Raw genomic sequence first — 23772 nt, 5'->3', positions numbered from 1 at the left:
CCACCCCGCACCCACCCCGTCCCGTCTCACCCCCCGGTTATGGATGTGAGTGGATCTTGAACTGCCCGTTAGGATTTCGACCATGGCGGCCACTGGATCCGAGAAGCAGGGGGCGAAGGCGTTCTACGTCTCGACCCCCATCTACTACGTCAACGACGCTCCTCACCTGGGCCACGCCTACACGACCGTCGCAGGCGACGTGCTCACGCGCTGGCACCGTCAGCGCGGCGAGAAGGTGTGGTACCTCACCGGCACGGACGAGCACGGTCAGAAGATCATGCGCACGGCCGAGGCGAACGACGTCACGCCCCAGGCCTGGTGCGACAAGCTCGTCGAGGAGGCCTGGAAGCCCCTCTGGGAGCACCTGAACATCGCGAACGACGACTTCATCCGGACGACGGAGAAGCGGCACACGGATCGCGTCCAGGAGTTCGTGCAGGACCTGTACGACAAGGACGAGATCTACAAGGGCGGGTACGAGGGCCCGTACTGCGTGGGCTGTGAGGAGTACAAGCTCCCGGGCGATCTCATCGAGGCCGAGGACGGCACGAAGCTGTGCCCGATCCACAAGAAGCCGGTGGAGATCCTCAAGGAGGAGAACTACTTCTTCAAGCTGAGCGAGTACGGCCCGAAGCTCCTTGAGTTCTACGAGGCGAACCCGGGCTTCATCCAGCCGGAGTCGGCGCGCAACGAGGTCGTGAACTTCGTCAAGCAGGGCCTGCAGGACCTGTCGATCTCGCGCTCGACCTTCGACTGGGGCGTCCCGGTGCCGTGGGACGAGAAGCACGTGATCTACGTGTGGGTCGACGCGCTCCTGAACTACGCGACGGCGGTCGGCTACAACGAGAACCCCGAGAAGTTCGCGGACACCTTCCCTGCCAACGTCCACCTCGTGGGCAAGGACATCCTGCGCTTCCACGCGGTGATCTGGCCGGCGATGCTGATGGCACAGGGTCTGCCGGTGCCGGGCAAGGTGGCGGCGAACGGCTGGCTGATGGTCGGCGGCGAGAAGATGTCGAAGTCGAACCTGACCGGCATCAAGCCGCAGGACCTGACCTCGCACTTCGGCGTGGACGCGTACCGCTGGTACTTCCTGCGCGCGATCGCGTTCGGCAGCGACGGCTCGTTCTCGTGGGAGGACTTCACCGCCCGCTACACGAGCGAGCTGGCGAACGACTACGGCAACCTCGCCTCGCGCGTGGCGGCGATGGTCGGCAAGTACTTCGACGGCGCCCTGCCGGCCGCGACGGCCGACGGTGACGCGGAGAAGGCGATCCACGAGGGCCTGGCGAAGGCCGTCGCGACCGCCGACCAGAAGATCGGCGAGGAGCTGGACTTCCAGGGCGGCATCCTGGCGATCTTCGACTTCGTGAAGCAGGTCAACGGCTACATCACGGAGCAGGAGCCGTGGAAGGTCGCCAAGGACGAGTCGGAGGCGGGCCGCGCCCGCCTGGCGACGATCCTCTACACGGCGGCCGAGTCCCTCCGGGGCGTCGCGGTCCTCCTGAACCCGATCATGCCGGAGACCTCCCAGAAGCTCTGGGACTCCCTGGGCGCGGAGCCCTCCCTGGGCACCCTCGCCTCCCAGCCGGTCCAGTCGGCCGGCGAGTGGGGCAAGCTCCCGGCGGGCACGACGGTGACGAAGGGCGCGATCCTCTTCCCGCGCCTGGAGGACCCGAAGAAGGACTGACGTCCTTCCCGTAGTACATGCAGCGAGGCCCGGAACCGGACAGGTTCCGGGCCTCGCGCTTTTGTTCGTTGCTCGTGGAAATGCTCGCGTGGCAGCATGCGTGGGTGACGGAGAACGGGGACGGCACAGCGAAGCCTCAACGGGCGTCGAGACTGGACGAATTGTCGGATACGCCAGTCCCGGCCGGTCCGGAACGGGGACAAGTCGACGCTTCCACGTCGGTGGCGGCGCGCCGCGAATTTGCGCGGTTGCTCGGCGAATTCCGTCGCACGGCGGTCCTGGTGCCGTTCGACGAGCACGGGAGCCTGTGGACCGCGGACTTCAGCGGAGTCCGGTGGATCTGCGCGTTCTCGGACGAGGAGGCGCTGGCGCGCTTCGCGGTCGCGCGGGGCGAGGCGGAGCGTGAGTGGACGTACCGCACGATCCTCGGCGCACGCCTGCTGGACGTGATGGTGCCGATGCTGCCGGGTCCGGGGGGCGTGGCGCTGGACGCGGGCAGTGCGGACGGGATGGTGTTCCCGCCGGTGGCGGGGATCGTCCCGGACGGGGTGGCGGTGGATCTCGGGGGAACGGGGGCCCAGGATGAGCGGGAACGAGCCTGAACTCGCGGCGCCGGCGGCGGCGCTCGCGGAGATCGTGAAGGGCATCGATCTGGCGCATGCGGAGCTGAAGGAGCTCGGCATGATCGGCGAGGCGTCGGCGGGCCGAGGGTTCTCGGATCTGGCGCTGTCGGGCCTTGAGCTGGGGCACGGGGGCCTGACGGCCGAGTTCGAGACGTTCTGCGACCGGTGGGAGTGGGGCGTCCGTGCGCTGACCTTGCGAGGAAACGGTTTTGCGCAGGGGGTCGGCCTCTCGGCGGGCTCGTTCGCGGAGCAGGAGCAGTACGTGAAGGACTCCTTCAAGATCGTGGTGAACTCCCTCAACGGGAACCCGCACCTGTCGGAGGACGAGGTCAAGCAGATGCGCTGGGACACCATCCGTGACCAGCACATGTGGGACGACGCGGACTACAGCCGGGAGTCGTTCACCGAGGCCCACCAGGAGGTCGAGCAGACCTGGCGGAACACGGCGTACGACGTCGAGGACTCGCTGCTCGACTCGATGGAGAACTCGGGTGTGGTGGACCCGAAGCTGCGTGACGTGATGGACGAGGAGCTGAAGGAGACCCTCGCCCCCGACCGGGCGACGATCGAGCAGGCCGAGCAGCCGCGGTGGGGGGAGAGCCGCTGATGGTCGACTGGCGGGGGATCGGCGACGGCATAGTCGACGGGCTCGACAAGGGGATCGACAAGGGCAAGGAGCTGGTCGGCAAGGGCATCGACCACGCCACCGACAAGATCGGCGAGGGCCTGGAGAAGGTCGGTGCCCACGACTGGGCGGACGCGGTCGAGGACTGGGGCGACGAGACGGCGTCGTCGCTCGGCGCGCAGGTCGGGGAGCAGCAGCTCGGGCAGAGCGAGGAAGCGAACGAGCTGATCCACGGCAAGCCGGACCGGATCACCGCGACGGCGAAGAACCTCCGGGACTTCCAGAAGGCCTTCGACCTGGTCGGCGGCGGGATGAAGAAGCTGGACTCCGCGCACTGGCGGGGCGCGGCGGCCACCACGTTCCGGGAGAAGTTCCAGACCCTGCCCACCGACTGGCTGCACGCGGCGGACGCGATGGAGGACGCGGCCAAGGCCCTGGAGACGTACGCCAAGACGGTGGTGAGCGCTCAGGGCAAGGCCGGTGAGGCGATCGCCCTGTACAAGGAGGGCGACAAGGACTCCAAGTCGGCGGTCGACGCGTACAACAAGAAGGTCGACGCCTACAACACCGCCCGCACCGGGGACAGTCCGCTGCCCCACCCAGGCACGTTCTCCGACCCGGGCGCGTCAAAGCGGGCGCGGGCCCGGGAGATCCTGAACGACGCGCGCAGGGCGCGCAACGAGGCCGGGGAGACGGCGAGAACGGCGGTACGCGCGGCGCTCGCCCACGCGCCGAAGGAGCCGACGGGCGTCGAGAAGGCCAAGCTCGACATGATGGACCACGCCCTGGGCCAGGGCTTCGAGCTGGCCCACTTCGGCGGCGGCGTCGTCAAGGGCACGGCGGGCCTGGTCAACTTCGTCCGCTCGGTGAACCCGACGGACCCGTACAACCTGACGCACCCGGCGGACTACTACAAGGGCGTCAACACGACGCTCGCCGGCCTGGTCTCCACGGTGGCGAACCCGGACCGGGCGCTGAAGAACGCCTGGGACGCGGCGAAGGGCGACCCGAGCGAGTTCATCGGCCGACTCCTCCCGGAACTCCTGGGCACGAAGGGCGGCGGCGTCATCAAGGGCGGCCTGCGGGTCGGCCTGGACAGAGCCGAGCGCCCGGACAAACCGCACATGCAGTCGGACGGCACCCCCCGGGCGGACCAGGAGAAGGACCCGCCCACCAGCTGCAAGACGACCGGCCAGAAGGACTGCGCGAAGGACCCGGTCGACATCGCGTCGGGCCACATGGTGCTGCCCCAGACCGACATCACCCTGCCGGGCTCGCTCCCCCTCCTCTTCCGCCGTACCTTCGACTCCTCGCGCCGCTCGGGCCGCTGGTTCGGCCCGACGTGGTCGTCGACGGTGGACCAACGCCTTGAGATCGACTCCGCGGGCGTCATCTTCAGCTGCGACGAGGGCAGCCTGCTCGCGTACCCGCACCCGGCACCGGGCGTCCCGGTCGTTCCGACCCACGGCCGGCAGTGGCCGCTGGACCGGGTGGAGGACGGCTACACGATCACCGACCCCGACACGGGAACGGTCCGCCACTTCACCGACCACACCCACGAACTGGCCCTCCTGGCCCAGATCGACGACCGCAACGGCCGCTGGATCACCTTCGAGCACGACGAGACGGGCGCCCCGACCTCGATCGTCCACCACGGCGGCTACCACCTGAAGCTCACCACGGCCGAAGGCCGGGTGACCGCCCTCCACCTCGCGGAAGCGGCACCGGACGGGTCCGACCAGGAGATCCTGCGCTACGGCTACACCGACGGCCACCTGACGGAGGTGGTGAACTCCTCGGGCCGCCCGCTGCGCTTCGGCTGCGACGCGGAGGGCCGCATCACCTCGTGGACGGACACCAACGGCAGCCGCTTCGACTACGTCTACGACGACCAGGACCGCTGCACCTATCAGTCGGGCACCAACGGCCACCTCGAAACCACCTTCACCTGGGACGATGTCGACCCGGCGACCGGTCTCCGCCTGACGACCTTCACGGACGGCTACGGACACACCCAGCGTCATCTGATCAACGACCGCGCGCAGCGCGTCGCCGAGATCGACGCGCTGGGCGCGGTCACCCGCTTCGCGTACGACCGCCACGGCAACCTCCTGTCCCACACGGACCCCCTGGGCAACGTCACCCACTCCGCCTACGACGAGCACGGCCACATGACGGAGCTGGAGCGCCCGGACGGCCGCCGGGCGCGGGCGGAGTACAACCCCCTCGGCCTCCCGACCCGCATCGTCGGCACGGACGGCAACGTCACCCGGCAGACCTTCGACGAGCGCGGCAACCGCACGTCGGTGACGGACCCGTCGGGCGCGACGACGAGCTTCACGTACGACGAGCAGGGCGGCCTCACGGCCGTGACGGACCCCCTCGGCGCCACCACGCGCCTGGTCCTCGACCCCCGCGGCCTGCCCACCGAGATCACGGACCCGCTGGGGGCGACAACCCACTACGCACACGACGCGTTCGGCCGCACGACCAGGATCACGGACGCCCTGGGAGCCGAAACCCACCTGGAGTGGACGGTCGAGGGCCGGGTGTCCCGCCGCACGGCCCCGGACGGCACGGTGGAGTCGTGGACGTACGACGGCGAGGGCAACTGCCTGACACACACGAACGCCATGGGCGCCACGACCCACTTCGCGTACACGGACTTCGACCTCCTGACGTCCCGCACGACCCCGGACGGCGTGCGCTACGAGTTCACCCACGACTCGAACCTGCGGCTGACGCGCGTGACCAACCCGCAGGGCCTGACGTGGGAGTACGCGTACGACGGCGCGGGCCGCCTGCTCTCGGAAACGGACTTCGACGCCAGAACGCTGACGTACACGTACAACGCGGCGGGCCGCCAGACCTCCCGTACGAACGGACTCGGCCAGACGATCGGCTTCGAGCACAACGCCCTCGGCAGAGTCATCCGCAAGGACGCGGCCGGCGCGGTCACCACGTACGAGTACGACGTCTTCGACGAACTGGCGACGGCGACGGGCCCCGACGCGACGCTGACCCGCCTCAGGGACCGCTACGGCCGCCTCGTCTCCGAGACGGTGAACGGCCGAACGCTCTCCTTCAGGCACGACGCCGTGGGCCGCCGGGTGGGCCGTACGACCCCGGGCGGCTCGACGAGCACGTGGTCGTACGACGCGGCGGGCCGCAGGACGGAGCTGACGAGTTCGGGCCGCCGCCTGGCCTTCGTCCGGGACGCGGCGGGCCGCGAGGCGGCGCGCACGGTGTCGGACTTCGTCACGCTGACGTCGTCGTTCGACGAGAGGGGCCGCCTGGCGGCACAGGACGTACGGTCGCAGGGAACCCAGCTCCAACACCGCACATACGCGTACCGCCCCGACGGCAACCTGATCGGTGTCACGGACAAGCTCTCAGGAACGCGCCACTTCGACGTGGACGCGGCGGGCAGGGTCACGGCGGTGCACGCGAAGGACTGGTCGGAACGGTACGCCTACGACGAGGCGGGCAACCAGACGGAAGCCTCCTGGCCGTCGACCCACCCGTCCCACGAATCGACGGGCCTTCGCACATACACGGGCACCCGCCTCACCCACGCCGGCGCTGTCCGCTACGACAACGACGCGCAAGGCCGCACGGTCCTCCGCCAGAAGACCCGCCTCTCCCGGAAGCCGGACACCTGGCGCTACGCGTGGGACGCGGAGGACCGCCTGACGTCGGTGACGACCCCGGACGGCACGGTGTGGCGCTACGCGTACGACCCTCTGGGCCGCCGAATGTCGAAGCAGTCTCCGTCAGAGATCGTCCACTTCACCTGGGACGGCCCCACGCTCTGCGAACAGCAGACGGCAGAGGTCACCCTCACCTGGGACCACGAGGGCCTCCGCCCCCTGGCCCAGACGGAACGCCGCACGGACTCGACGGACGAGCGCTTCTTCGCCATCGTCACGGACCTGATCGGCACACCGACGGAACTCGTCGCTGAATCAGGCGAGTTGGCCTGGCACACCCGCACCACCCTCTGGGGCACCACCACCTGGAACCGAACGGCCACCGCCTACACCCCCCTCCGCTTCCCGGGCCAGTACTTCGACCCGGAATCAGGCCTCCACTACAACCACTTCCGCTACTACGACCCAGAATCAGCCCGGTACCTGGCCCAGGACCCCTTGGGCCTCGCTCCTGCGGACAACCCGGCGACGTACGTCCACAACCCACACACCTGGAGCGACCCGCTCGGACTCGGGCCCTGTCCGCCCCGGATCGAGGGTGGAGGCTGGGACCTCAGAGGAGGAGCGGACCCGCTCAGCATCATCCCGAAGGACGCCGTCCAGGAACCATGGCGACCGATCCCCGGCGGTGTCGAGCACGGCATCAAGTGGAAATGGACGGACGAAGTCACGGGAAAGACGGTACGTATGCGCGTCCATGGTGCCGACTTCGGCCCGGACGCCGGACCCAATGCCCGTAGCGGCCCCATCTACCGAATCCAGATATCACACCAATTCCAGGACGAGGCAGGAAATCTTTACCACCATCAGATCGGAAACAAGAATAGCCCGAACTACAATGAGGAGGCCATGAACGATACTCACATTCCATGGCCCAGCCACCTGCCGATCCCGTACTCACACTGACCTGAAAGACGAGGCACATGGAAGGCAAGTACTACATCGAATTCCTCCGGGACCTCCTGAGTCTCGACGATGCGGTTCGCACGGAGGCGGCCGACCGCGTTCAGGACTTCGCGAACCTCCTCACCGAAACTCAAGCCAGAGCCGCCGGTGACCTGATCGCCATGCTGTCCCCGCACGAGGAGTCCCGCGTGGCCCTGGAGGCCCTCCTTCACGCGCTGACGGATCTCGACGGGTGCGGAAAGCTCGGAGGTGTCGATCTCTCACCCCTGGGGGAAATTCCGGAATCGGCTATCCACGCGGAACACCGCGCGTACATGGAGGAATTCGCCCCACGCATCGCGAGATCGACTTGAGGAAAAACCTCGACGGAACTACGCCGGAATGGCGGTGGAAGCTGGAGGCCAGCGGGCTGACAGTGCTCGATCGCAGGGCCCCCGACGGCTTTCCCGACGTCATGTCTGCGATCTACGCGGTAAACGGATTCGAAGTCGAACCAACTGCGGCTGTCAGTAATTCCCTAGCCGACGCCTCCGCACAACTGGATCGCGAATGGGCGGCCCAGGCTGCCGCCCATCACCTCGTCGGAAACGGCGGCACCTTCTTTATTCTGGCTCCGGTCGCACGCGGGCACGAGGTCGGCTGGATCCATGTACGAGACCCCATCGGAAGCGATCTTCCGTCCCGAATCCGTGCCGGCACCAGCAACACCGAGTTCGTCACGGTGTCGGAGGATGGCAGCGTCATCTGTGCGGTCTCCGCAGAGGAATGGGAGACGTGGATCGTCGTCCACCAATTCCCGTGTCGCCCCGGCCGCCGCAAGGCTACTCCCGGTTCTCCAGGCGTCAGGCGCCCGTCGCGTACGCGACGAAGCCGGCCCATGCCCTCGGGGTGAGGCTGAGTTCGGGGCCGTCGAGGAGCTTGGAGTCGCGGACGTGGATGGTGGTGAGGGTCGTGGCGACCTCGACGCAGGAGTCACCCTCGCTGCCGCTGCTGTAGCTGCTCTTGAACCACGCCAGTTCGGAGGCGTCCCCGGCCGAAGCGTTGCGGATCATGTCTCTCCCAGCAGTTGCTCGATGAGGGCCGTCGACTCACGGGGCGTGAGAGCCTGGGCCCGGATGATGCCATACCGCAGCTCAAGGATACGGAGCTGCTTCCGCTCGGTCACCGGTCGGCCGTTGGCCACGACCGGAGAGCGGCCGACCGCCGATCCGTCGCCGAACTTCAGCACCTCGATCCCGCCGTCCACCCCCGCGTGCTCCTCGCGGTCCATCGGCATCACTTGCAGCTCCACGCTCCGCAACTGCGCCACTTCCAGCAGGTGTTCGAGCTGTGCCCGCAGCAGCGCCCGGCCGCCCAAGGGGCGTCGGAGTGTCCACTCCTCCAGGACGAAGCCGAGTTCGGGTGCCGGGTCCCGTTCGAACACGGCCTTGCGGGCCATGCGACCGGCCACCATCCGCTCCACCTCGTCCTGCGTGTACGCCGGCCGCCGCATCAGCAGCAGTCCGCGCGCGTACGCGGGCGTCTGCAACAGGCCGTGGATGTTGAGCGGGTCGTAGAGCTGGAGCTCGACCGCGCCCGCCTCCAGCTTGGCCAGGTCGCGGACCTTCTTCGGGTACCGGACCTTCCCCACGTCGTCCTTCATCGCCGTGATCATGCCGTCCGCCCGCAGCACCTCGTCCGCCTTGTCGAGGAACTCGGGTCGCGGGATCCGCTTCCCGCCCTCCAGCTTGTAGATCATGTCCTCGCCGTAGCCGACCGCCACCCCGAAGTCGGCAGCTCGCATGCCCGCCGCCTCCCGCCACAGCCTCAACTGCCGCCCCACGGTGGCGACGACGGCCAGGCCCCAGTCGTCGTCAGGGTCCACCTCCCAGCCCGGCTCGTCCGCCTCGCCCTTGAGCCGCCCCACCCCGTCATCCACGGACATGCCGCACCCTTCCCTTCGTCCTGCGTGCCGCAACGGCCCTACCCGCCGAAGGGGGCCCGACAGCCCGGACAGCAGTGGACAAGCTCCGGACAGTCACCCTACGCATCGACTTCATCACTGTTCATGGTCGTCGCGGGCCGCCACGCTCGGTGACGTGAACCAGAAATCTCCCGCCCAACTCCTGTCACAGTCGCCACACTTCGGTGTCCTGCTGTCCCCCACACCGCGCGGTGCGCGCCTCGCCCGTCTCCTCGCCGTCGAGTGGCTGCGCACCAAGCCGGAGCTGCCGTACCGGGTCGTCGAGAACGCCGAACACGTCGTCGCGGAACTCGCCACGAACGCCGCCACTCACGGCCGCGTTGCCGGCCGGAACCTCCGACTCGCGCTCATCGCGCAAGAAGAGACACTCCGCATCGAGGTCACGGACACTCGGGATGACGCTCTCCCGCGCCTGCGGCCACCGGACGGCGAGTCCGGGCGCGGCCTGCTCCTCGTCGATGCCCTCGCCGACCGCTGGGGCGTCGACCTCGGGCCCGTACCCTGCAAGACCGTATGGGCCGAACTCGACCTACGCCTCAGCCCACCCAGTCCTTCAGCGGTTCCGTGTCCAGTTCCAGGCCCACCGGGTCCGGGAGTGTGACCGTCTTGCCGAACGTCACGGTGATGACCACGTCGTAGCGGCCTGCGTCGCCGGGCTGGGAGTGGACCCTGACCTCGCCCTGGGCGCGGTCGATCAGCAGGTAGACGGGGATGCCCGTCTCGGCGTACGCGCGTGGCTTCTCGACGCGGTCGCGTCGGTCGGTGTCGGCGTCGTACGAGGTCACCTCGACCACCATGAGCACGCCCTCGGCGCTCGCCCATTCCCCCTGCCCGACGAAGGTGTCGATAGGTCCGAGGAGTCCATCGGGGCGTGCGTTGCCTTTGCCGTACGTCTCGACCCGAAGCCCCTGGCCCGGGTAGAGCCACCAGCCGACGTCATCCTGAACGCACAGGCGGGTCAGCCATTCGATGATCCGCCCGTGGTTGCCGTCCGGCAAAGCCTTCTCCCTGACCTTCCCGTCAATGAACTCAAGCCGCAGGGCGTCGCTCAAGCGGTCACCGAGGCGCGCGAGCTCCTCGAACGTGCTTTGGGTCATCGCCATGGCTGCACCGTGGCATATGCCAGAGGCTCGGGCGTCGGAGATTCTGAGGCTTCACCCGTCCGTGCGATGCCACCGTGGCCCCGCCAGGGCCACACACCGGAGGCCCGCCGGCGGGTCTCCGGTGGCAGGGGCGGTCCCAGGATCCAAGGAACGTGAGGAGAAAGAACCGCGCCCAACCCCACCCCTCCCGCCCATGGCGGGGCGATCACTCGCTCGGGTGAAATGTGCCAACTCGACTGGCTTCGGGGCGGGTTGCCTGATCTACGCTCAGCGCGACAGAACAACCGGCCGCAGAAATGCGTCGGCCCCCGCCGGGACCGCAAATCCCGAGGCGAGGGCCTACCAGCGAGGAAGTCAGACCTTCCTGATGGATGTCCAGAACACTAGCGTGCGCCCGCATGCCCCGTCCCGTAACAGCGGCAAGAACCACCCGCAGCGGGGAACCTGCGGCGGTGTCGTTCACGACAACGTCCGCCACGCCAGCCGCTTCACGGTGATCGGCAACCACCTCGCCCAGCACGCCGAGTTGTCGTTGCTCGCCATCGGGCTTGCCGTGCACATCCAGTCCCTGCCCAGCGGCGCCGCCGTCGACATCCGGTCCCTCGCCGCCCGTTTCCCCGAAGGCAAGGCCCGGATCGCCGCCGCGCTGCGCGAACTCGAAGCCCACGGCTATCTACGGCGTACGTGCGAACGCACCAGCGGCGGCCGGATCGTCACCCGTACGGTCTCCTGCAACCAGCCGGGTCACGCAGGTCAGGGCGACGCCACCAGGCGGGAAACGGCCGCGAAGCCCAAACGCCCGGTCCGCCGCGTCCTCCCCGCCGTACCGAAGCCCGCCTACCCCGCCCCCGATCTCCTCCGCACCGCCCTCGACGTGCTCGCCGGCCTCCACCGGGAGGATCCGCGGCTCCTGCTCTCCGCCACGGACGCCGAACACCTCGCCCCCGGGGTCGTCGCCTGGCTGGAGCGGCAGATGCCTCCGAGCGCCGTACGGCACGCACTGACCTCCGGCCTTCCACCGGACCGTCTGCACCGGCCGGCCGCGCTCCTGGCCCACCGGCTCACCGCCCAACTCCCGCCGCTGCCACCGTTCCGCGCCCTGGAGGCACCCCCGCCCGTCCCGCACCCGCTCCAGAACTGCGACGTCTGCGACCGCGCCTTCCGCGCGCCCGAACCCGGCGCCTGCGGTGGCTGTTGCCCCGTTCCGCCCCTCAGACAGTGAGGTCCGTACGCAGCTGCGCCCGTGCCGTGGCGAGCAGTTGAGGCAGAGCCGACGGCTTGGTGCCGTACTGCTGGTCGTTGACGTGGAGTTGGTAGACCTGGCCGCCCTCGCCCGCGACGAAGATCTCCGTCCTGTGGCACGGGACTGCACTCGCCGGCCAGTGGAAGTCCATCTCCAGCCGCACCGCGGGCTTGCCGCCCTGTCGGTCCGGGTGGGTCGCGGCCTGCAGGGCCTCCATCTTCGACTCCTCCGGCTTCCGGTACCAGGCGAGTTGACCGATGGCCGCCGACTGAGCGGTGCTCCCGTGGGTGCCGTCCCGCTTCACGCCGATCCTGTAGCGGTCGTCGGGAGAGACCCAGGTGGACTGCAGCGCGGTGTCCGTAGCGAGCTTCCAGCCGTCAGGGACGGCGACCTCGACGCGGAGCGCCTTCGACCTGACGACGTGCCAGCCTCGTGGCAAAGGAGGGGGTGCGGAGGTCGGGGAGGGCGAGGGAGTACGGGTCGCTGCGGGTGGCGCCGAAGAGATGGGTGGGGTCCCGGTCGTACTGGCCGACGGGCTCTCGGCCGGTGGTGCGGCCTCCCCGGTCGACGGCCCGGATCCGGCATCGCGGCCTTCACCCGCCGCGCCACCGGTGCCGATCACCCCCAACAGCCCGAACACCAAGGCCGCCAGCGCGGTCACCGCGGAGACGACAGCGGCCAGCTCGGCCGCCTTCCTCGTCCTGCTGCTTCTACGACCCCCCGTGCCCCCGGCGTCCCCCGAGCCGTCCTCGTCGTCCGCAGGCGTCACCACATCGCTCATCGCATCCCCCCGGTTGCCGAACGTCACATCAACCGTACGGCACGGGAAGCATCTGGAGCGGCGGATGACAAAGGCCCGGGATCCGAAGATCCCGGGCCTTCATTCGTTCGAAGAACGGGTTACCGCGCCGCGTCCGGGTGGACCGCGTCCGTGATCGGGCGCTCGTCCGTGGGCTTCTCGACGACCTTCGTCTCGACGGGCTTGCGGAGCTGGATGTTCAGCTCGCGCAGGCGGGCCTCGTCGAGCTCCGTCGGGGCGCCCATCAGGAGGTCCTGGGCGTTGCCGTTGAGCGGGAAGGCGATGGTCTCGCGGATGTTCGGCTCGTCGGCCAGGAGCATCACGATGCGGTCCACGCCCGGGGCGATGCCGCCGTGCGGCGGGGCGCCGTACTCGAAGGCGCGGAGCATGCCCGCGAACTCGTGCTCGACCGTCTCGCGGGAGTAGCCCGCGATCTCGAAGGCCTTGAACATGATCTCGGGCTCGTGGTTACGGATCGCGCCCGAGGAGAGCTCGATGCCGTTGCAGACGATGTCGTACTGCCAGCCGAGGACGTCCAGCGGGTCCTGGGTCTCCAGGGCCTCGATGCCGCCCTGCGGCATGGAGAACGGGTTGTGCGAGAAGTCGATCTTGCCGGTCTCCTCGTCCCGCTCGTACATCGGGAAGTCCACGATCCACGCGAAGCGGAAGACGTTCTCCTCGAACTGGCCGGCGCGCTTGGCGGCCTCGACCCGGACCGGGCCCATGATCTTGGAGACCTCGTCGAACTCGCCCGCGCCGAAGAAGATCGCGTGGCCCGGCTCCAGGCCGAGGCGCTCGGTGAGGACCTTGATGTTCTCCTCGGTGAGGAACTTGGCGATCGGGCCGGTCAGGGCGTTGCCCTCACCGACGCGCACCCACGCCAGGCCCTTCGCGCCCAGGGAGACCGCGAAGTCACCGAGGGAGTCGAAGAACTTGCGGGGCTGGTCGCCCGTGTTCGGGACCGCGAGCGCGCGGACGTGCTTGCCCGCGAAGGCCTTGAACTCCGACGCCTCGAAGACGTCCGAGATGTCGACGAGCTCCAGGGCCGTCCGCAGGTCCGGCTTGTCGTTGCCGTACTTCAGCATCGACTCGCGGAACGGGATCCGCGGGAACGGGGAGGTGACGTGGCGACCGCCGCCGAACTCCTCGAAGATCTCCGTCATCAGCTTCTCGATCGGCTGGAAGACGTCCTCCTGCTCGACGAAGCTCATCTCGACGTCGAGCTGGTAGAACTCGCCCGGAGAACGGTCCGCGCGGGCGTCCTCGTCGCGGAAGCAGGGCGCGATCTGGAAGTAGCGGTCGAAGCCGGAGATCATCAGCAGCTGCTTGAACTGCTGCGGCGCCTGCGGCAGCGCGTAGAACTTGCCCGGGTTCAGACGCGACGGGACGACGAAGTCGCGGGCGCCCTCGGGGGAGGTCGCGGCGAGGATCGGGGTCGCCATCTCGTTGAAGCCGAGGGCCACCATCTTGGAACGGATGGAGGCGATGACGGCCGAGCGCAGCATGATGTTGCGGTGCATGCGCTCGCGGCGCAGGTCGAGGAAGCGGTACTCCAGGCGCCGCTCCTCGTTCACGCCGTCGTCCGTGTTGACGGTGAAGGGGATCTGCTTGGCCGCGCCCAGGACCTCGACCTCGGCGGCCTCGATCTCGACCTCGCCGGTCGGCAGCTCCGGGTTGACGTTCTCCGCGCCGCGCGAGACGACCTTGCCGTCCACGCGGACGACGGTCTCCTTCGTCAGCTTGTCGAGCACCTCGGCCGCGGCCGTGCCGGGCCGGGCGACCAGCTGCGTGATGCCGTAGTGGTCGCGGATATCGATGAAGAGGATGCCGCCCAGGTCGCGCCGATTGTGCAGCCAGCCGCTCAGCCGGACGTCGGTGCCGACGTCAGAGGCGCGGAGCTCGCCGCAGGTGTGGGACCTGTACCGATGCATCGTCGTTCATCCAGTCTTCGGGATCCATGGTGGTGTGCCGCCGTGGCATGACATGACGGCAGACCCGCCAAGCCTACCGGGCGACCCAAGATCGCATTTCGAATACGCTCAGTGGCGACCTTCTGTCCGATATTCATAAAGTAGGGCAATGCGCACCGAGGACGTCCTGGCCGCGATCGCGACCGGCCTGTGGCGCTGGGACAACGCATCCGGGATCGTCACCCTCGACGCCGAGGCGGCCCGGCTGCTCGGGCTGCCCGCCGAACCGGTCGAGCTCACGGAAGCGGCCGTGCGCTCCCGGTTTCATCCCGTCGACTGGAACGAGATCGACGGGGTCGTGAACCTCGCCGTCGCGGAAGGCACCCTCGCCGAGGCCCGGCTGCGGATCATGGACGGCCACGGACGGGTGATCCGTACCGTACGGAGCAGGTCCAAGCCGCTCGTCGAGGGCACGGACTACCAGCTCGTCGGCACCCTCCAGGAGGTCGCCGAACCGCAGCCGGGCACCGCCGCCCGTACGCCCATCACCGGCGACTGGCGCCGCTCCCGCGAGGCCTTCCTGCTCGACGCGGGCCGGGCGCTCGCCGAGGCCCGGTCCACCGCGGAGGTCCTTCGGGTGGCCGCCTCCCTCTCCATGCCGGGGTTCTCGCCGGACGGGCTCGCCGTCTTCGGGGTCGCCGGCGAGCGGCTGACGATCATCGGCCACCACGGGCACAACGTGGGCGACGAAGGCCCCTTCACCTCGATGTCCGTGGACACCGACTACCCGGCCGCGGAGGTCGTGCGGACCGGGCGGGCGATCTATCTCCCGACACCGGACGAGTACCTGCGCCGCTTCCCGGTGACCTGGCCGCTGGCGCAACGATTCGGCAGGGAGTCCTGGGCCTACCTCCCCCTGATCGTCGCCGGGCGCACCATGGGCGCCTGGATGGCCGCCTTCAAGCACCCCGTCGGCTTCACCCCCGACGAGCGGTCCGTGCTCACCACCGTCGCCCGCATGCTGGCCCAGGCCCTCGCCCGCGCGGGCGTCGCCGAGTCCGAGCGCGAACTGTCGCTCGGCCTCCAGCGCACGATGCTGCCCGTCCTCGGCCCCGGCATCCCGGGCCTGCACGTCGCCGCGCGGTACGTGCCGACCGGCGGCGGGCTCCAGGTCGGCGGCGACTGGTACGACATGATCCAGCTGCCCGGCGGCCGCATCGCCCTCGTCATCGGCGACGTCCAGGGCCACGACGTGCGGGCCGCCGGACTGATGGGCCAGCTGCGGATCGCCCTGCGCGCGTACGCCTCCGAGGGCCACCGGCCCGACGCCGTCCTCTCCCGCGCCTCCCGCTTCCTGTACGGGATCACCAGCGGAGAGACCCCGGAGGGCGCGGACGGGGGCGGCGACGGGGACGGGGGTGAGAGCGGCGGTGGGAGCTACGGGGAGAGCGGCGGCGGGAGCGACAGCGGGCCGCGCTTCGCGACCTGCCTCTACCTCGAGATCGACCCGGTCACCGGCGTCGTCGACCTCGCCCGCGCCGGGCACCCCCACCCCGCGGTCCGGATGACCGACGGAACGGTTCTCCTGCGTCCCACGGCCGGCGGGCTGCCGCTCGGCATCGACCCCGACACCGACTACCCGACGACCCGGTTCACGCTGGAGCCCGGCGAGACCCTGATGATGTGCACGGACGGGCTCCTGGAGACCGGCGGCCACGACCTCGACAGCGGCTGGGAACGCATCCGTACGCTGCTCGAAGGGCACGACGGCGAGTCCCTGGAGGAGCTCGCCGACAGCCTCGTGGAGGCCGTCCACGGCCCCGGCTCGCACTACACGACCGGCCCGCTGGCCGACCGCCGCGAGGACGACATCGCGGTCCTGCTCCTCTCCCGCCAGGGCCGGACCGCCCGCCAGGCCCCGCGCCGCACGATGATGACCATCGCGCAGGCGGAACCGGAGCGGATCGCGGCGGCCCGCCAGCACGTGCGCCAGCTGCTGCACGACTGGACGGACGAGGACCAGATCGACTCGGCGGTCCTGATGGTCTCCGAGATGGTCACCAACGTCCTCATCCACACGGACGGCGACGCGCTCCTCGTCGCCGAGGTGACCTGCGACGACGCCTGCCGGCGGCGGTTGCGGGTGGAGGTCTCCGACACCAGCGACGAACTGCCGCACAAGCGGCACCCGGGCGAGATGGCGTCCTCCGGGCGCGGCCTGGTCCTGATGGAGATGCTGGCGCACGCGTGGGGGGTCGATCCGCGGGGCGAGGGCAAGTCGATCTGGTTCGAGCTGAACGAGCCCCCGCCGGAAGAACGGGAGTAGCCGGAGGCGTCCTTGCCCCGTGCGCACGGCGCGCGGGGGTCACTCCCCCGGAGGAGACTGGACGTGTACGGCCGCCGCCGGGGGGACCACGGAGTACGCCATGGACATCCACAAGGTCGGCAGCGACACGACCGTCCTCGCCGACAGCCTCGAAGTGCCGGGGATCGGTCACCTGCCCGTCAACGCCTACGTCGTCACCGCCAAGGAGCCCGTGGTCGTCGACACCGGTCTCTCCCTCGACGACCGTGACTTCGTCGCCACGCTCTCCACGGTCATCGACCTCGACGACGTCCGCTGGATCTGGCTGACGCACCCCGACAAGGACCACACGGGCGGCATCTTCGACCTGCTCGACGCCGCGCCCGAGGCGAAGGTCGTCACCACCTTCGTGGGCGCGGGGGAGATGACCACCGAGCGTCCGCTGCCGATGGACCGCGTCTACCTCTGCAACCCGGGCCAGTCCCTGGACGTCGGCGACCGCATGCTCCACGCCTTCCGCCCGCCGCTCTTCGACAACCCGGCCACCGTCGGCTTCTACGACGAGAGGACCGGGATCTGCTTCAGTTCCGACTGCTTCGGCGGCCCGATGCCGACGGCCGAACTGGCGGAGAGCGGGCACGCCAACGACCTCAAGCCGGAGGAGCTGGCCGGCGCCCAGACGCTGTGGGCGACGATCGACAGCCCGTGGGTGCACCTGGTGGACCCGGCGAAGTACCGGGCGACGATCGAGCCGCTGCGGGAGATGAACCCGGAGATCGTGCTCTCCACGCATCTGCCGCCCGCCGTGCGGATGACCTCGATGATGCTGGAGACGATCGCCGCCGCCCCCGACTCCGACCCCTTCGTGGGCCCGGACCAGGCGGCCCTGGTGCAGATGCTGGCGTCCTTCGAGCCCGGCGGCATGGCGGCCGGGAGGTAGGTCGGCCGGGAGGTAGGTCGGCCGGCCAGGAGGTGGCCGAGGTCCGGGAGGTGGCCGAGGTCCGGGAGGTGGCCGAGGTCCGGGAGGTGGCCGAGGTCAGCCCGGCTGGTTCGCGTACCGGCCGCGCAGCTCGCCGATCACCCCGAATGCGGCCGCCGTGACCGGTACGGCGAGCAGCATGCCGAGGATCCCGGCGACAGAGGCCCCGGCCGTGATCGCGAGCATGACGACGGCCGGGTGCATCTGGACGGTACGACTCTGGATCGCGGGCTGGAGGACGTTGCCCTCGATCACCTGGACGGCGAGGACGACGCCCAGGACCCAGAGCGCGATGACGAAGCCCCGGTCGGCGAGGGCGACCAGGACGGCGATGGCCCCGGAGAGGAACGCGCCGAGGTACGGGATGTAGGCGGTCACGAAGACGAGCGCGCCCAGGCCCACCGCCCCGGGGACCCGCAGGATCAGCAGGCCGATGGTGATGAGGACGGCGTCGACGAGGGCCACGATGGTCGTCCCGCGCATGAAGCCCTCGACGGCCTCGAAGGCGCGGCGCCCCATGGCCTCCAGCATGTCGCCGGTCGAGCCGGGGGCGAAGGAGCGCAGGGCGTCGGCGGCCCGGTGGGAGTCCCGGAGGAAGAAGAAGATCAGCAGCAGGGCGAGCACGGCCATGGCGGCGACCTGGCCCACGATGCTGATCCCGGAGATCACCCCGGACGCGGCGGTCCCGCCGAACTTCTCCAGGAGCGCCTTCGCGTTCTTGGCGAGGTCGTCGATCGAGGTCCCGGCCGCGCCCAGGTGGTCGGCGATGTCGAGGGCGGCCTGCCGCAGCGAGGCGATGATCTGGTCCCCGGTCTCGATGAGCGCGGCGACCACGATGTACGTCGCGCCGCCGACGAAGGCGAGGACGGCGAGGACGGTGAGCCCGGCGGCGAGCGACTTCTGCACCTTCATCCGCAGCAGGCGCCGGTAGAGCGGCCCGAGCAGCGCGGTGCCCAGGATCGCGAGCAGGACGGGTGTGACGGCCGTCTGGAACACCACGCACAGCCAGATCCCGACGGCCACGACCCCGGCGAGGAGCAGCAGGACGGCACACCAGGCGGCGGTCCGCAGGGCGGCCTCGGGAAGGAGCGGCCTCTGGGGACCCTGCGACCGCGGGCCCTGCGGCTGCGGGCCCTGCGAGCTCGGGGGCGGTGGCGGGGGCGTCTGCACCCGTCCACCGGACCACGCCGCTCGGCGCGTCGTCCTGCGCTACGGGCCGGACGGGTGACGCTCCGTCAGGGCCTGTCCGGAGAGGTCCTGACGCGGGTCCGTCGAACGATGTAGGGGACTTCGTACCCCAGGGGGAAGCCGGGGTCCCGCTCCGTTCCTAGGCTGCTGAGTATCCGTAGCTCCAGGAAGGGGGTTCGCCCATGAGGCAGTCGTCGAAGAACCTGATCGAAGGTGTCCTCACCTTCGCCGCGGGTCTGGCCCTCCGGCTGTTCACGGACGGTGTGGAGACGCCCGTCGTCACGCTGACGAAGGTCGGCCTGGTGCTGATGTACGTCGGCGGCGCGCTCGTCGCGCTCGGCCTGTTCCAGGCGTTCCGCGCGTCGAGCACCGCGGAAAGGGACTGAGCGGAGGCGGCGAGGGCCGGACGACGAGGTCCGGCCCGGCGCACTCCCTGTTCCTCGTACGACCGTTACTCGCCCATCCCGTGCACCGCCGGGATCGTGCCGAGGCGTCCGGCCTGGAAGTCCTCGAAGGCCTGGCGGAGTTCGGCCTGGGTGTTCATGACGAACGGGCCGTAGTGCGCCATCGGCTCGCGGATCGGCTGCCCGCCGAGGACGACGACCTCCAGGTCGGGCGTGTGCCCGTCCTGCTTCTCGTCGGCCCGGACCGTGAGCGCGCCGCCCTTGCCGAAGACCGCGGTCTGGCCCATGTGGACCGGCCTGCGCTCCGCACCGGCCGAGCCGCGCCCGGCGAGGACGTAGACGAGGCCGTTGAAGTCCTCGCGCCACGGCAGGGTCACCTCGGCGCCCGGCCGGATCGTCGCGTGGATCATCGTGATCGGGGTGTGCGTGATGCCGGGGCCCGCGTGGCCGTCGAGCTCGCCGGCGATGACGCGGATCAGCGCGCCGCCGTCGGGGGAGGTCAGCAGCTGCACCTGGCCACCGCGGATGTCCTGGTAGCGCGGGGCCATCATCTTGTCGGAGGCCGGCAGGTTCACCCACAGCTGGAGGCCGTGGAAGAGGCCGCCGCTGAGGACGAGCGACTCCGGCGGGGCCTCGATGTGAAGGAGACCCGAGCCGGCGGTCATCCACTGGGTGTCGCCGTTGGTGATGGTGCCGCCACCGCCGTTGGAGTCCTGGTGGTCGAAGGTCCCGTCGATGATGTACGTGACGGTCTCGAAGCCGCGGTGGGGGTGCCACGGGGTGCCCTTGGGCTCACCGGGGGCGTACTCCACCTCTCCCATCTGGTCCATCATGATGAACGGGTCGAGGTACTGGTAGTTGATCCCGGCGAACGCGCGGCGCACCGGGAATCCCTCGCCCTCGAAACCGGACGGCGCCGTGGTCACGGCGAGCACGGGGCGGGAGACGGCGTCGGCGGGGGCGGCGACGCGCGGGAGCGTCAACGGGTTCTCCACAGTCACTGCAGGCATGGTCGGAACCTCCTTCTGCGTCGAGTTTAGTTGAAACTCGAACTTTCTGCCACACCCGCAGAACAGGAAGGGCCCCGAGGGCATTCCCGGGGGCCCGAAGGGCATCAGGACATGACAGACATGACAAAGATCTGGCCCCACAGGTCTAACCCCACGGCGTCCGCGCCAACCAGGGTGCGCCACGGCGCGTCCTACCGTGCGTGATGGAGATCTTCGATGTCGGCGGCGACGACGAGCCGGCCACCCCTCGGCCCGGCCCCTGGTGGAAGCACCTGCTGTCGGTGGTCACGGCCACCGTCGTCGGACTGGCCCTCGGCTGGGTGGCCGCCGCCGTCCCCTGGGGTCCGGCCGACTACGGCATCCCGGCCGCCGCGCCCGGCTCCCCCTGGGCCCTGCTCGCCGCCTGCGGGGCAGCCGGGCTGATCGTGGCCGGTCTGCTGCGCGGCGCCGCCGCGCGGTTCCCGGTGTACGCGCCCGGCCGGATCGGCTTCGTCCTGGTCTTCCTGGGCACCCGGCTGGCCCTGGGCTTCCGGCCCGAGCTCGCGGAGCTGGCCGCGGGGGCCGGGATCGCCCTGCTCGCCGCCGCGATCTGGTGCGCGCACGCCCTGCACCTGCACCGGCGCGCGACGGCGGCGTAGGGAGCGGCGCGGCGGCCGTACGGCACGGCTACGGCTACGTCCGCGGCCGTACGGGCTGCAGCGACAGCCGCGGCCGTACGTCTACAGCCACAGCCACAGCCACAGCAGCGGCCGTACGTCTACAGCTACAGCTACAGCTACAGCTACGACCTCAGCCGTACATCCGGCGCATCGCGAAGTCGACCATCTGCTCCACGGCCTTCGCGTCGAAGACCATCCGGTGGTCGCCCTCCATGTCGAGGACGAAGCCGTAGCCGGTCGGGAGGAGGTCGATCACCTCGGCGCCGGTGATGACGAAGTACTTCGACTCCTTGCCCGCGTACCGCCGCAGCTCCTTGAGCGACGTGAACATGGGGATGACCGGCTGCTGGGTGTTGTGCAGGGCCAGGAAGCCGGGGTTGTCGCCGCGCGGGCAGTAGACCTTCGAGCCCGCGAAGATCTGCTGGAAGTCCTCGGCGGACAGGGAGCCCGTCGTGAAGGCGCGTACGGCGTCGGCGAGGGACGGCGGGGACGGCTCGGGGTAGAGCGGCGGCTGCTGGCCGTACCCCTGCCCCTGCATCCCGGGCATCCCGCCCTGCATGCCCGGCATCCCGCCCGCCATCGGCTGCTGCGGGGGCGGGGCGTACTGCTGCTGGGCACCCGGATTCTGCTCGTAGCCGTACATGGCGCACAGCCTAGCGAGTGGGCGACCGTAGCGATTGTCGTCACAGATGACCGGATAGGGGTTGCTTCTTATTACCGGTGGGTAGCATCATCGGAGAGAGCATTAGCTACTCGCTGGTACTCGCCGCACGTGTACGAGGAACCTGCCTCCCCGATCCTTACGGAGCCGTCGCCATGGGGCACTACAAGTCGAATCTCCGCGACATCGAGTTCAACCTCTTCGAGGTGCTCGGCCGCGACAAGGTGTACGGCACCGGTCCGTTCGAGGAGATGGACGTCGAGACCGCCAAGAGCGTCCTGGAGGAGCTGACCCGCCTCTCCGAGAACGAGCTGGCCGAGTCCTTCGCCGACGCCGACCGGAACCCTCCGGTCTTCGACCCCGAGACGAACACCGCCCCGGTCCCGGCGAGCTTCAAGAAGTCCTACAAGGCCTTCATGGACTCCGAGTACTGGCGCCTCGGCCTGCCCGAGGAGATCGGCGGCACCACCTCCCCGCGCTCCCTGATCTGGGCCTACGCGGAGCTGATCCTCGGCGCGAACCCGGCCGTGTGGATGTACTCCTCCGGCCCGGCCTTCGCCGGCATCCTCTTCAACGAGGGCAACGAGGCGCAGAAGAAGGTCGCGCAGATCGCCGTCGAGAAGCAGTGGGGCTCCACCATGGTCCTCACCGAGCCCGACGCGGGCTCGGACGTCGGCGCCGGCCGCACGAAGGCGGTCCAGCAGGAGGACGGCTCCTGGCACATCGAGGGCGTCAAGCGCTTCATCACGTCCGGTGAGCACGACATGGAGGAGAACATCCTCCACTACGTCCTCGCCCGCCCCGAGGGCGCCGGCCCGGGCACCAAGGGCCTCTCGCTCTTCCTCGTGCCGAAGTACCTGTTCGACTGGGAGACCGGCGAGCTGGGCGAGCGCAACGGCGTGTACGCCACGAACGTCGAGCACAAGATGGGCCTCAAGGCCTCCAACACGTGCGAGATGACCTTCGGCGACCAGCACCCCGCCAAGGGCTGGCTGATCGGCGACAAGCACGACGGCATCCGCCAGATGTTCCTCATCATCGAGTTCGCCCGCATGATGGTCGGCACGAAGGCGATCTCCACCCTCTCCACGGGCTACCTCAACGCCCTGGAGTACGCCAAGGAGCGCGTCCAGGGCACCGACCTGGCGAACTTCATGGACAAGGCCGCCCCCAAGGTCACCATCACGCACCACCCGGACGTCCGCCGCTCGCTGATGACGCAGAAGGCGTACGCCGAGGGCATGCGCTCCCTCGTCCTCTACACGGCCACCGTGCAGGACGAGATCCAGCTCAAGGAGGCCGCGGGCGAGGACGCGAAGGCCCTGCACGGCCTGAACGACCTGCTGCTGCCGATCGTGAAGGGCTACGGCTCCGAGAAGGGCTACGAGCAGCTCGCGCAGTCGCTCCAGACCTTCGGCGGCTCCGGCTTCCTGCAGGAGTACCCGATCGAGCAGTACATCCGGGACGCCAAGATCGACACCCTCTACGAGGGCACCACGGCCATCCAGGGCCAGGACTTCTTCTTCCGCAAGATCGTCCGCGACCAGGGCGCGTCCCTGAACGCGCTCTCGGAGGAGATCAAGAAGTTCCTCGCGGTCGGCACCGGCGGCGAGGAGCTGGCCGGCGCCCGCGACGCGCTCACCAAGGCCGCCGTGGACCTGGAGGGCATCGTCAAGAAGATGCTCGACGACCTCATGGCGACCGGCGAGGACGTCAAGAACATCTACAAGGTCGGCCTCAACACCACGCGCCTGCTCATGGCTTCGGGCGACGTCGTCGTCGGCTACCTGCTCCTGAAGGGCGCGGCCGTCGCCGCGGAGAAGCTGGCCGCCGGCGCCCCCGCCAAGGACCAGGCCTTCTACGCGGGCAAGATCGCGGCCGCGAAGTTCTTCGCCGCCAACGTCCTGCCGGGCGTGGGCGCCGAGCGCGCGCTCGCCGAGGCGATCGACGGCTCGCTGATGGACCTGGACGAGGCTGCGTTCTAGTCGCTTCGA

Annotated in this window: 20 protein-coding genes; 12 read left to right on the top strand and 8 right to left on the bottom strand. The window is 69.5% G+C overall.

Annotation, left to right across the window (positions count from 1 at the left end; translation table 11 throughout):
* Window positions 1-82: 82 nt before the first annotated feature.
* From metG to AB0E14_RS13475, 5 genes are all read left to right on the top strand, one after another.
* Window positions 83-1690, top strand: coding sequence for a methionine--tRNA ligase (metG, locus tag AB0E14_RS13495; protein WP_362415830.1), 1608 nt, complete (start codon window positions 83-85; stop codon window positions 1688-1690).
* Window positions 1691-1794: 104 nt separating this feature from the next.
* Window positions 1795-2292 carry an SseB family protein gene (locus AB0E14_RS13490; protein ID WP_362415828.1) on the top strand — a complete coding sequence of 166 codons (498 nt, stop codon included), beginning with the start codon at window positions 1795-1797 and terminating at the stop codon, window positions 2290-2292.
* Window positions 2273-2920 carry a hypothetical protein gene (locus AB0E14_RS13485; protein ID WP_362415826.1) on the top strand — a complete coding sequence of 216 codons (648 nt, stop codon included), beginning with the start codon at window positions 2273-2275 and terminating at the stop codon, window positions 2918-2920. The genes AB0E14_RS13490 and AB0E14_RS13485 overlap by 20 nt, the downstream gene beginning before the upstream one ends.
* Complete coding sequence (locus AB0E14_RS13480; protein WP_362415824.1) at window positions 2920-7554, top strand: putative T7SS-secreted protein; 4635 nt, start codon at window positions 2920-2922, stop codon at window positions 7552-7554. The genes AB0E14_RS13485 and AB0E14_RS13480 overlap by 1 nt, the downstream gene beginning before the upstream one ends.
* 17 nt (window positions 7555-7571) lie before the next feature.
* A complete protein-coding gene (locus tag AB0E14_RS13475; protein WP_362415822.1) occupies window positions 7572-7907 on the top strand; it encodes a hypothetical protein in 336 nt (111 codons plus the stop codon).
* A gap of 489 nt (window positions 7908-8396) precedes the next feature.
* On the opposite strand, the gene AB0E14_RS13470 is transcribed toward AB0E14_RS13475, so the two are convergent.
* Window positions 8397-8606, bottom strand: coding sequence for a DUF397 domain-containing protein (locus tag AB0E14_RS13470; RefSeq protein ID WP_362415820.1), 210 nt, complete (start codon window positions 8604-8606; stop codon window positions 8397-8399).
* Window positions 8603-9478, bottom strand: a complete 876-nt coding sequence (locus tag AB0E14_RS13465) for a helix-turn-helix transcriptional regulator (protein ID WP_362415818.1) — start codon at window positions 9476-9478, stop codon at window positions 8603-8605. Before AB0E14_RS13465 ends, AB0E14_RS13470 begins: the two co-directional genes overlap by 4 nt.
* A 154-nt stretch (window positions 9479-9632) precedes the next feature.
* Between AB0E14_RS13465 and AB0E14_RS13460 the strand changes: the two genes are divergently transcribed.
* Window positions 9633-10118 (top strand): ATP-binding protein, encoded by a 486-nt coding sequence (locus AB0E14_RS13460; RefSeq protein ID WP_362415816.1) that lies wholly within the window; start codon window positions 9633-9635, stop codon window positions 10116-10118.
* Here AB0E14_RS13460 and AB0E14_RS13455 read toward each other — a convergent pair.
* On the bottom strand, window positions 10054-10620 hold the full coding sequence (locus tag AB0E14_RS13455) for a Uma2 family endonuclease (protein WP_362415814.1): 567 nt from the start codon (window positions 10618-10620) through the stop codon (window positions 10054-10056). The genes AB0E14_RS13460 and AB0E14_RS13455 overlap by 65 nt on opposite strands.
* A 367-nt stretch (window positions 10621-10987) precedes the next feature.
* On the opposite strand from AB0E14_RS13455, the gene AB0E14_RS13450 reads away from it, so the two are divergent.
* Complete coding sequence (locus AB0E14_RS13450) at window positions 10988-11842, top strand: helix-turn-helix domain-containing protein (protein WP_362415812.1); 855 nt, start codon at window positions 10988-10990, stop codon at window positions 11840-11842.
* On the opposite strand, the gene AB0E14_RS13445 is transcribed toward AB0E14_RS13450, so the two are convergent.
* Both AB0E14_RS13445 and aspS read right to left on the bottom strand, forming a co-directional pair.
* The gene (locus tag AB0E14_RS13445) at window positions 11832-12644 is read right to left on the bottom strand and encodes a hypothetical protein (protein WP_362415810.1); all 813 of its coding nucleotides are present in this window, start codon (window positions 12642-12644) and stop codon (window positions 11832-11834) included. The two genes, AB0E14_RS13450 and AB0E14_RS13445, sit on opposite strands and share 11 nt — an antisense overlap.
* A 119-nt stretch (window positions 12645-12763) precedes the next feature.
* The gene (aspS, locus tag AB0E14_RS13440) at window positions 12764-14593 is read right to left on the bottom strand and encodes an aspartate--tRNA ligase (protein ID WP_362415808.1); all 1830 of its coding nucleotides are present in this window, start codon (window positions 14591-14593) and stop codon (window positions 12764-12766) included.
* Between the two features lie 148 nt (window positions 14594-14741).
* Between aspS and AB0E14_RS13435 the strand changes: the two genes are divergently transcribed.
* Together AB0E14_RS13435 and AB0E14_RS13430 are read left to right on the top strand one after the other, a co-directional pair.
* Window positions 14742-16898 carry a SpoIIE family protein phosphatase gene (locus AB0E14_RS13435; RefSeq protein WP_362415806.1) on the top strand — a complete coding sequence of 719 codons (2157 nt, stop codon included), beginning with the start codon at window positions 14742-14744 and terminating at the stop codon, window positions 16896-16898.
* A 100-nt stretch (window positions 16899-16998) separates the two neighbouring features.
* A complete protein-coding gene (locus AB0E14_RS13430; RefSeq protein WP_362415804.1) occupies window positions 16999-17817 on the top strand; it encodes an MBL fold metallo-hydrolase in 819 nt (272 codons plus the stop codon).
* 96 nt (window positions 17818-17913) lie between these two features.
* On the opposite strand, the gene AB0E14_RS13425 is transcribed toward AB0E14_RS13430, so the two are convergent.
* On the bottom strand, window positions 17914-18927 hold the full coding sequence (locus AB0E14_RS13425) for an AI-2E family transporter (RefSeq protein ID WP_362415981.1): 1014 nt from the start codon (window positions 18925-18927) through the stop codon (window positions 17914-17916).
* A 299-nt stretch (window positions 18928-19226) separates the two neighbouring features.
* Between AB0E14_RS13425 and AB0E14_RS13420 the strand changes: the two genes are divergently transcribed.
* The gene (locus AB0E14_RS13420; protein ID WP_362415802.1) at window positions 19227-19430 is read left to right on the top strand and encodes a DUF5708 family protein; all 204 of its coding nucleotides are present in this window, start codon (window positions 19227-19229) and stop codon (window positions 19428-19430) included.
* 65 nt (window positions 19431-19495) lie between these two features.
* Here AB0E14_RS13420 and AB0E14_RS13415 read toward each other — a convergent pair whose 3' ends face one another.
* Window positions 19496-20458 (bottom strand): pirin family protein, encoded by a 963-nt coding sequence (locus AB0E14_RS13415; protein WP_362415800.1) that lies wholly within the window; start codon window positions 20456-20458, stop codon window positions 19496-19498.
* Window positions 20459-20661: 203 nt separating this feature from the next.
* On the opposite strand from AB0E14_RS13415, the gene AB0E14_RS13410 reads away from it, so the two are divergent.
* On the top strand, window positions 20662-21096 hold the full coding sequence (locus tag AB0E14_RS13410) for a hypothetical protein (protein WP_362415798.1): 435 nt from the start codon (window positions 20662-20664) through the stop codon (window positions 21094-21096).
* 151 nt (window positions 21097-21247) lie between these two features.
* Here AB0E14_RS13410 and AB0E14_RS13405 read toward each other — a convergent pair whose 3' ends face one another.
* Window positions 21248-21760 (bottom strand): SseB family protein, encoded by a 513-nt coding sequence (locus tag AB0E14_RS13405; protein ID WP_362005575.1) that lies wholly within the window; start codon window positions 21758-21760, stop codon window positions 21248-21250.
* Between the two features lie 173 nt (window positions 21761-21933).
* Here AB0E14_RS13405 and AB0E14_RS13400 point away from each other — a divergent pair, with 173 nt between their 5' ends.
* Window positions 21934-23763: an acyl-CoA dehydrogenase gene (locus tag AB0E14_RS13400; RefSeq protein ID WP_362415795.1), complete on the top strand. Its 1830-nt coding sequence runs from the start codon at window positions 21934-21936 to the stop codon at window positions 23761-23763.
* Window positions 23764-23772: the final 9 nt, after the last annotated feature.

It is taken from the genome of Streptomyces sp. NPDC047981, from assembly GCF_040653315.1.
In the GTDB taxonomy this organism is placed as follows: domain Bacteria; phylum Actinomycetota; class Actinomycetes; order Streptomycetales; family Streptomycetaceae; genus Streptomyces.
Note: the sequence above shows the minus strand (reverse complement) of the source record. Positions and strands in the feature narration are given on the sequence as shown.

Excerpts from the sequence above, each read along its gene's own strand:
- metG (WP_362415830.1), top strand. The coding sequence starts at position 83 with ATGGCGGCCACTGGATCCGAGAAGCAGGGGGCGAAGGCGTTCTACGTC.
- AB0E14_RS13485 (WP_362415826.1), top strand. The coding sequence starts at position 2,273 with ATGAGCGGGAACGAGCCTGAACTCGCGGCGCCGGCGGCGGCGCTCGCG.
- AB0E14_RS13480 (WP_362415824.1), top strand. The coding sequence starts at position 2,920 with ATGGTCGACTGGCGGGGGATCGGCGACGGCATAGTCGACGGGCTCGAC.
- AB0E14_RS13475 (WP_362415822.1), top strand. The coding sequence starts at position 7,572 with ATGGAAGGCAAGTACTACATCGAATTCCTCCGGGACCTCCTGAGTCTC.
- AB0E14_RS13470 (WP_362415820.1), bottom strand. The coding sequence starts at position 8,606 with ATGATCCGCAACGCTTCGGCCGGGGACGCCTCCGAACTGGCGTGGTTC.
- AB0E14_RS13465 (WP_362415818.1), bottom strand. The coding sequence starts at position 9,478 with ATGTCCGTGGATGACGGGGTGGGGCGGCTCAAGGGCGAGGCGGACGAG.
- AB0E14_RS13455 (WP_362415814.1), bottom strand. The coding sequence starts at position 10,620 with ATGGCGATGACCCAAAGCACGTTCGAGGAGCTCGCGCGCCTCGGTGAC.
- AB0E14_RS13450 (WP_362415812.1), top strand. The coding sequence starts at position 10,988 with ATGGATGTCCAGAACACTAGCGTGCGCCCGCATGCCCCGTCCCGTAAC.
- AB0E14_RS13445 (WP_362415810.1), bottom strand. The coding sequence starts at position 12,644 with ATGAGCGATGTGGTGACGCCTGCGGACGACGAGGACGGCTCGGGGGAC.
- aspS (WP_362415808.1), bottom strand. The coding sequence starts at position 14,593 with ATGCATCGGTACAGGTCCCACACCTGCGGCGAGCTCCGCGCCTCTGAC.
- AB0E14_RS13435 (WP_362415806.1), top strand. The coding sequence starts at position 14,742 with ATGCGCACCGAGGACGTCCTGGCCGCGATCGCGACCGGCCTGTGGCGC.
- AB0E14_RS13430 (WP_362415804.1), top strand. The coding sequence starts at position 16,999 with ATGGACATCCACAAGGTCGGCAGCGACACGACCGTCCTCGCCGACAGC.
- AB0E14_RS13420 (WP_362415802.1), top strand. The coding sequence starts at position 19,227 with ATGAGGCAGTCGTCGAAGAACCTGATCGAAGGTGTCCTCACCTTCGCC.
- AB0E14_RS13415 (WP_362415800.1), bottom strand. The coding sequence starts at position 20,458 with ATGCCTGCAGTGACTGTGGAGAACCCGTTGACGCTCCCGCGCGTCGCC.
- AB0E14_RS13410 (WP_362415798.1), top strand. The coding sequence starts at position 20,662 with ATGGAGATCTTCGATGTCGGCGGCGACGACGAGCCGGCCACCCCTCGG.
- AB0E14_RS13405 (WP_362005575.1), bottom strand. The coding sequence starts at position 21,760 with ATGTACGGCTACGAGCAGAATCCGGGTGCCCAGCAGCAGTACGCCCCG.
- AB0E14_RS13400 (WP_362415795.1), top strand. The coding sequence starts at position 21,934 with ATGGGGCACTACAAGTCGAATCTCCGCGACATCGAGTTCAACCTCTTC.